At 73.3% G+C, this 7,539-nt stretch carries 3 protein-coding genes; 1 reads left to right on the forward strand and 2 read right to left on the reverse strand.

The annotated features are described in order from the left end of the window. Nucleotides 1-160: 160 nt before the first annotated feature. Nucleotides 161-1,006 (reverse strand): NEW3 domain-containing protein, encoded by an 846-nt coding sequence (locus ACIA5C_RS22895; RefSeq protein WP_396057665.1) that lies wholly within the window; start codon nucleotides 1,004-1,006, stop codon nucleotides 161-163. After that, the gene (locus ACIA5C_RS22900) at nucleotides 990-3,575 is read right to left on the reverse strand and encodes a beta-glucosidase H (protein ID WP_396057667.1); all 2,586 of its coding nucleotides are present in this window, start codon (nucleotides 3,573-3,575) and stop codon (nucleotides 990-992) included. The genes ACIA5C_RS22895 and ACIA5C_RS22900 overlap by 17 nt, the downstream gene beginning before the upstream one ends. Before the next feature lie 375 nt (nucleotides 3,576-3,950). Between ACIA5C_RS22900 and ACIA5C_RS22905 the strand changes: the two genes are divergently transcribed. Then, the gene (locus tag ACIA5C_RS22905) at nucleotides 3,951-7,448 is read left to right on the forward strand and encodes an AAA family ATPase (protein WP_396057669.1); all 3,498 of its coding nucleotides are present in this window, start codon (nucleotides 3,951-3,953) and stop codon (nucleotides 7,446-7,448) included. The last annotated feature ends 91 nt before the right edge of the window (nucleotides 7,449-7,539 follow it).

The following is a 7,539-nucleotide window of genomic DNA, read 5'->3' on the forward strand; positions in this document are numbered from 1 at the left end:
GGCCGGCAAAAAGCCGCCGCCCGGTCGTCCGGGCGGCGGTGTCAAAACGTGCAGAAGGCGATGCCTAGCCCGGGCGACAACTCGACGAACATGACATCAGGGCCTCCAAAGCCTTCGGTGCCGACAACGTTATTGCCCCTGCCCGGCAAGGGCAACGCCATTACCGGGCGGTCGGCGGACTTACGGCGGTGGCGAAGACGTGCAGGCCGCTGTTGGACGGCAGGGTCAGGTAGGCGACGGTCTTGCCGGCGGTCAGCGGCACCGAACTCGAGTACAGGCTGACCTGGTGATCGGCCGGCAACGTGCTGCCGGCGGGCCGGTTCCAGTGCGGCGTGGTCACGACCAGGGCCGAGCCCGGCGCGGCCGCGTTGTTGTACCAGTCGGGGGCGGTGACCGTGCCCGACGAGGTGGTCCCGTCGGTGTAGGTCACGGTGACCGTCCCACTTTGCAGGCTGCTCGTCCCGGCGAGCAGGAAGGCGAGCGCCGGCCCGGAGCCGCCCTGCAGGATCACCTGGCCCTGGGCGGTCACGACGTCCGGCTGGCCGGGCGCGGCCGACGGCCACGTGAAGCCGCCGATCGGGCCGCCCGCGGTGACCCCGGCCGAGGCGAGGGCCTGCGCCGAATAGCTGTAGCCCGAGCCGTCGAAGTTGCCGGCCGCCGGGTTCGCGTCGTCGCTGACCGCGACCGCGTTGAAGGCGGCGGCCAGGTCCGGGTAGGCGATGCTGACGTTCGCCGTGCCCGAGGCGGCAGGCCGGTGGTCCGACCCGGTGTAGCGGGTCGTGGCGGTGACCGCGGCGGAGCCGCCGGCCGCCCCGGCCGGAACGGTGACCGACCAGCGGGCGGTCACCGTCTGACGTGGAGCGACCGAGGCGTACGTCGCCGGTGTGAGCGCCTTCGCGGTCCACCCGGACGGCAGCCGCAATGTGGTGCGGGCCGACGTCACCGCTTCGGTCGCGTCGTTGGTGAACGCCGTCGTGGCCGTGAAATCCTTACCGGGTGTGGCCACGGCCGGTGCGGTCACCTTGGTGAAGCGGGGACCGGTGGTGGTCCACAGTGAACGATGCGGACAGCGGCAGGTCCCGCGACGACGTACCCACGCGTACGGCATAGGAGCCGGCGGCGAGCGTCCAGGCCTGGGCGTCGGTGTTCCAGTACGAGGCGTCGTGTGCGCTCAGCTGAAGGCGTACGCGCTTGGTCCGGTGCGCGGAAAGCGCGACCTTCGCGAAGGCCTTGAGCTGGGCGGCCGGCTCGCCGGCCGCGGCCGGGGAGGTCAGATAGAGCTGGACCACCTCGGATCCCGCCCGCGACCCGGTGTTGGTCACGTCGACGCTTGCCGACAGCTTGCCGTTCTCGGCGAGCGTGCCGCTCGACAGCGTCAGGTTGCTCACCTGGAACGAGGTGTACGAGAGGCCGTAGCCGAACGGGAACAGCGGGGTGAGGCCCTGGCTGTCGTACCAGCGGTAGCCGACCTTCAGACCCTCCGAGTACTCGACCCTTCCGCCGACGCCGGGCCACTGCGCAGTCGTCGAGGCCGGCACCTGGGCGAGCGAGGCCGGGAAGGTGACCGGCAGCTTGCCCGACGGATCGGCGTCGCCGAAGAGCAGCCCGGCGATCGCGTTGCCCGACTCCTGGCCCGGATACCAGGCTTCGAAGACACCCTTGACCTGATTCAGCCACGGCATCGTGACCGCGCTGCCGGTGTTGAGCACCACGATCGTGCGCGGGTTGGCCGCCGCGACCGCGCTGATCAGCTGGTTCTGGGTGCCCGGCAGGTCGATGTCCGCCAGGTCGCTGCCCTCGGACTCGAAGTCGTTGGCGTAGACGACCGCCACGTCCGACTTCGCGGCCAGGTCGGTGGCCTGCTTGAGCAGGTCGGCGCCGGGCGGCTGCCATCCGAGGTTGACGACCGAGTCGCCGCCGGCCTGATAGAAGTCGACCTCCACCGGTACGGACTGGCCGGCGGTCAGTTGCACCGCGGCCTGTTCCGTATTCGTCCCCTGGTCGCGCCAGTTGTCGATGACCTGCTTGCCGTCGATGAACAGGCGGCTGCCGTCGTCGCTGGAGAGCGCGAAGGTGTAGGTGCCGGTGGTCGGCGGGGTCAGCGTGCCGGTCCATTTGACGGAATAGTTGGTCGATCCCAGCCCGGCGATCGGCGGGCTGCCGGTCCAGGTGTACGAGACGTCCGGGTCGGTGCGCGTAGCGACCGGCGTGCCCGACAGCGTCGTGTTGTCGTAATAGGCGCCCTGCAGACCCGAACCGAAGTACTGCGCGCCGATCGCCGGCAGCGCGCCGGTCGCCGGGGCGTTGCCCTGGGCGTACTCGACGTCGATCCGCCGGCCGGCGCGCGCCTTGATGCCGTCGTACGGTGTGACCGTCCCGGTGCCGTTGACGACCGCGCTGCCGCCGCCGTGCGACATCGTGTTCGGCCCCGCGCCGTCGCCGATCACCGCGATCGACTTGAGCTTCTTGTCGTTCAGCGGCAGGATCGCGCCGTCGTTCTTCAGCAGCACCGTCCCGTCCTGGGAGACGTCGCGGGCGGTCGCGATGTGCTCGGCGTTCGCCGCGATCGCGTCCGGGGTGTCGGGCGACGGGTGGTCGAACAGTCCGAACCGGAATTCCTCGACCACGATCCGGCTGACCATGTCGTCGAGCCGGCTCTGCGGCACCTGACCGGCCAGCACGGCCGCCTTGAGGGCCGCGCCGAAGTAGGAGCCGTCCGGCATCTGCATGTCCATGCCGGCGTTGGCCGACCCGACCGTGCTGTGGGTGCCGCCCCAGTCCGAGGTGATGAACCCGCCGAACCCGAAGTCCTTCTTGAGGATCGTGTTGAGGTAGGCGTTCTCGCAGGCGAAGACCCCGTTGATCGCGCTGTAGGAGCACATCACCGAGGACGGGTCGGCCTCGGTGACGATGTCACCGAACGCGGCGGTGTAGATCTCGCGGACGGTACGGTCGTCGACGATCGCGTTGTCCGCGATCGTGTTGCGGTTGGTCTCCTGGTTGTAGACGGCGTAGTGCTTGACCTGCGCCATCACGCCCTGGCCCTGGATGCCCTCGATGTCGGCGGCGCCGATCTGCCCGGTCAGCCAGGGGTCCTCGCTGTAGGACTCGAAGGCGCGTCCCCAGCGCGGGTCGCGGACGATGTTGATCGTCGGCCCGAGGTCGACGTCGACCCCCTTGGTCTTGTCCTCCTCACCGATCACGCCGCCGTAGAGGCGGGCCAGATCGGGGTCGAAGGAGGCCGCGAGGGTGGAGGCCGACGGCAGCTGGGTGGTGTTCGCCATCCGGACGCCGACCGGGCCGTCCTGCATCTTGAGGGCCGGGATGCAGAGCCGGCTGTCCCCGGGGATGTAGCCGGTGTACGCGGACCCGCCGGCCCCGTGCACCATGGCGATCTTCTCGTCCAGGGTCATCTGCCCGACCACCTCGGCGGTGCGGTCGTCGAGCGAGGCGTGCGAGCCGACCCAGGGGCAGGACGGGGCGGCGGCCGCGGAGGCGGAGGTGGCGGGGATTCCGATCGTCGCGACGACGAGGACGACCGCCGGGATCAGGGAAAAAGACTTGGACGTAGGCATTCGGCACTCCCGTTTCCGATTACTGGTACGGGGCCTTAACTAGATCGAAACATAGTCGAGCATCGAACTACGAGCAAGGCTTTCTATTGCGTAGCGTGATCTCAAAATGGCCGAGGGTAACCGGCGGCCAGGGTCTTTTCAGGCCGGTCTGCGCGGCCGCCCCGGGGGGTCCAGCACGCCGTCCCTGCTCGCGATGCGGGCGCGTGCGGTCCACTCAGGAGGCCGCGAAATTCGGCGAGGATCTTCTCGAGGGAGGCCGGTCGCGCGCCGAAACGGGACACTCGGGGGCCTTTTGCTGAGCCGGGATCCGGGTCAGGATGACCACGGCAATGCGCAGTCTTCACCAGCGGACGAACCGTGACGAAGGCGGGCAACGTGGCGGGTCGGGGGCAGGAAACAGGGCACGGCGTCGAGCTGCTCGGGCGCGGACCGGAACGGTCCGCTCTCGACACGCTGCTCGCTGCCCTGCGCGCGGGCGAGAGCCGGGTGCTGGTGCTGCACGGGCCGGCCGGGGTCGGCAAGACGGCCCTGCTCGACCACACCGCGGCCACCGCGACCGGGCTGGGCCTCCTGCGCACCACCGGCCTGGCAGCGGAGACCGAGCTCTCGTACGCCGCGCTCCACCGGCTCTGCGCGCCGCTCTTCGACCGGCTGCCGAAGCTGCCGCCGCCGCAGCGTACGGCCCTGGAAACGGTCTTCGGCACCCGCGACGGCCGCCCGCCCGAACGTTTCCTGGTCGCGCTGGCCGTCCTCGGCCTGCTCTCCGACGCCTCGGCCGAGGGCCCGCTGCTCTGCCTGGTCGACGACGCCCAGTGGCTCGACCGGCCGTCGGCCCAGGTGCTCGGCTTCGTCGGCCGCCGACTGCTCGCCGAGTCGGTCGGTCTCGTGATGGCGGCCCGCGACCGGGCTCCCGACCTGCGCGGACTCCCCGAGCTGGAGATCGCCGGGCTGCCCGAGGCGGACGCGCAGGCGCTGCTCCGCTCGGTCACCCACGGCCCGTTCGACCCGCACGTGCTCGATCGGATCGTCGCCGAGACCCGCGGCAACCCGCTGGCGCTGCGCGACTTCCCGAACGGCCTGCCCGTACCGCGGCTGGCCGGCGGCTTCGCCCTGCTCTCGGCGGACAGCCCGGACGACCCGGCCCTGCGCGAACGCATCGCGGCGCTGCCCGGGCCGGCCCGGCTGCTCCTGCTGGTCGCGGCGGCCGAACCGGTCGGCGACCCGGCCCTGGTCTGGCGGGCCGCCGAACAGCTCGGCGTCACTCCGGCTTCGGCGCTCGGCGCCGGCATCGAGGGGCTTCTGGCCATCGACGTACGCGTAACCTTCGCGCACCCCCTCGTGCGGTTGTCGGCCTACCGGTCCGCGCCGGACGAGGACCGGCGCCGCGCGCACCGCGTGCTCGCCCGGCTGACCGACCAGCGCACCGACCCCGACCGCCGGGCGTGGCACCTGGCCGCCGCGGCCCCGGCCCCCGACGAGTCGGTCGCGCTCGCCCTCGAACAGGCGACCGGCCGCGCCCGCGACCGTGGTGGTCTCGCGGCCGCGGCCGCCTTCCGGCAGCGCGCGGTGGCCCTGACCGCCGACCCGGCCCGGCGCGCCACCCGCGCGGCCACGGCGGCCGACGTCAGCCTGCGGGCCGGCGACCTGGAGGCCGCCCGCTCCCTGGCCGGCGTGGCCGCCCGCGACGCCGAGGACGACCTGGTGCGGGCGAAGGCCCAGCTCGTCCGGGCCCGCCTCGCACTCCTCGACAGCGCCCACCCGGCCCGGCCCGGCACCACCCACCCGGCGCCCGCCGGCGCCCATCCAACCCGGCCTGCCGGCGCCCCTCCGGCCCGGCCCGGCACCGCCCATCCGACCCCGCCCGACGCGGCCGGCATCGCACCGCTCGACCCCGCCGGCCCGGGTCCGGCGGACCGCTCGAGCCTCGATCCGGCCGGCCCTGGCACTCTCGGCCCGGCCGATCGCGCCAACCTCGGGCCCGTCGGCCGTGACAACCTCGGGCCCGTCGGCCGTGACAACCTCGGCCCGGCCGGTCCGGCCGGCCTCGGCCCGGCGGCTGACAACGGCCTCAATCGCGTTGACCGTGACGGCCTCGGTCGGGTTGACGGTGCGGGTGTTGCTCCGGCCGATCGGGTCGGCCTCGGCCCGGCTGCCGAGGCCGGTGTCGGTCGGGTTGACGGTGGCGGTCTCGGTCCGGTGGCCGGGGCCGGTGTCGGTCGGGTTGACGGTGGCGGTCTCGGTCCGGTGGCCGGGGCCGGTGTCGGTTGGGTTGATGGTGGCGGTGTCGGCCGGTTTGACGGTGCCGGTCTCGGTCGGGTCGGCGGTGGGGGGCCTGGATCCGCCTACGCGGGCCGGCTGGAGCCGGTCGACGTCGCCGACCAGGCGCTCTCGGCGATGCTGGCTGCGGCGCGGCAGCTCGAGCCGTTCGACCTTGACCTGGCTCGCGAGGCCTACCTGCTTGCCTGGGGTGCCGCCGCCCGCGCCGCCCGCAACCTGGCCGAGGTTTCCGGCCCGCCGCCCCCGCCGCCCCCGCCGCCCCCGCCGCACCGGCCCGCACACGATCCGCCCGCACACGATCCGCCCGCAGGCCACGCGGCCGCACGTCACGGGGCCGGACAGCACCCGTCCGCTCACGGTCCGCCTGCAGGCCACCCGGCCGGACAGCACCCGGCCGGACATCATCCGGTCGGCCGCGCCCGGACCGCCAGTCGGCTGGCGGCGGTTTCGCGGTCGGTGCCTCCGCCGGCGGGGGAGCCGGGGCTGCTCGACCTCATTCTCACCGGCTACGCCCGGCTGGTCACCGACGGGCCGGGCGAGGCGATCCCCCTGCTCACGCGGGCGGCCGCCGCCCTCGCCACCCGGCCGATCCCGGCCCGGTGGGGGTGGCTGGCCGGCGGCGTCGGGGCCGCGCTGTGGGACGACGATGCCATGCGCGACACGCTGGGCCGGGCCGCCGACGCCGCCCGGGCCGCCGGTGCGCTCACCGAACTGCCGCGCAGCCTGGTCCCGCTCGCCGTGGTGACCGCCTGGAACGGGGAATTCGACGCGGCCGAGGCGATCGCGGCCGAGGCCGCTCGGGTCGGGAAGGCGATCGGCATGCCGGTCGAACCCGACGCGCGGCTGTTCCTCGCCGCGCTGCGGGGGGACGGGGCGGCAGCACCCGGTGCGGTCGGGCACTGGACGGCCGCGGTGCTCGGCAACGGGCTGGCGCGATATGAGCAGGCGCTGGGGGCGGCCCGGGCCGCGGCGGCGTCCGCCGATCCGTGGATCTCGGCGTGGGCCCTGCCGGAACTCGTCGAGGCGGCCGCGCGGACGGGCGACGCCGAACTGGCCGGGGCGGCGCTGACCGACCTGGTCGAGGCGACCGAGCTGTGCGACAGCGACTGGGCGACCGGCGTCGTGGCGCGGTGCCGGGCGCTGGTCAGCGACGGGCCGGCGGCCCGATCGCTGTACGCCGAGGCGATCGAGCGGCTCGGGCGCACCCGTCTGCGGCCCGAACTGGCGCGGGCCCACCTGCTCTACGGCGAATGGCTGCGTCGCCGCCGCCAGCGCGTCGATGCGCGTGTGCAGCTGCGGACGGCGTACGAAATCAGCTCGGCCATCGGCATGGCCGGCTTCGCCGACCGGGCCCGGCGGGAGCTCCTGGCCACCGGGGAGACGGCCCGGCGGCGTACGCCTGAGGCCGCGACCGACGGCGAGCTGACCGCCCAGGAGCGGCAGATCGCGCTGCTGGTCCGCGACGGGCTGTCCAACCCCGAGGTGGGCTCGAGGCTGTTCCTCAGTCCGCGCACGGTCGAATGGCATCTGCGTAAGGTCTTCGCCAAGCTCGGTATCGGTTCCCGGCGCCAGCTGCGCGAAGCGCTGCAGCCCTAGTACTGCAACGGCACATGCGTATCGGTTGGCTTCTGGTCGCGTTGACTGTTCGTGACTTACGTTGATGTCGAGTCGTGGCAGGCCGAGCTGG

Origin of the sequence: Actinoplanes sp. NPDC051343, from assembly GCF_044455125.1 — a bacterium.
Lineage (GTDB): Bacteria > Actinomycetota > Actinomycetes > Mycobacteriales > Micromonosporaceae > Actinoplanes.

Excerpts from the sequence above, each read along its gene's own strand:
- ACIA5C_RS22900 (WP_396057667.1), bottom strand. The coding sequence starts at position 3,575 with ATGCCTACGTCCAAGTCTTTTTCCCTGATCCCGGCGGTCGTCCTCGTC.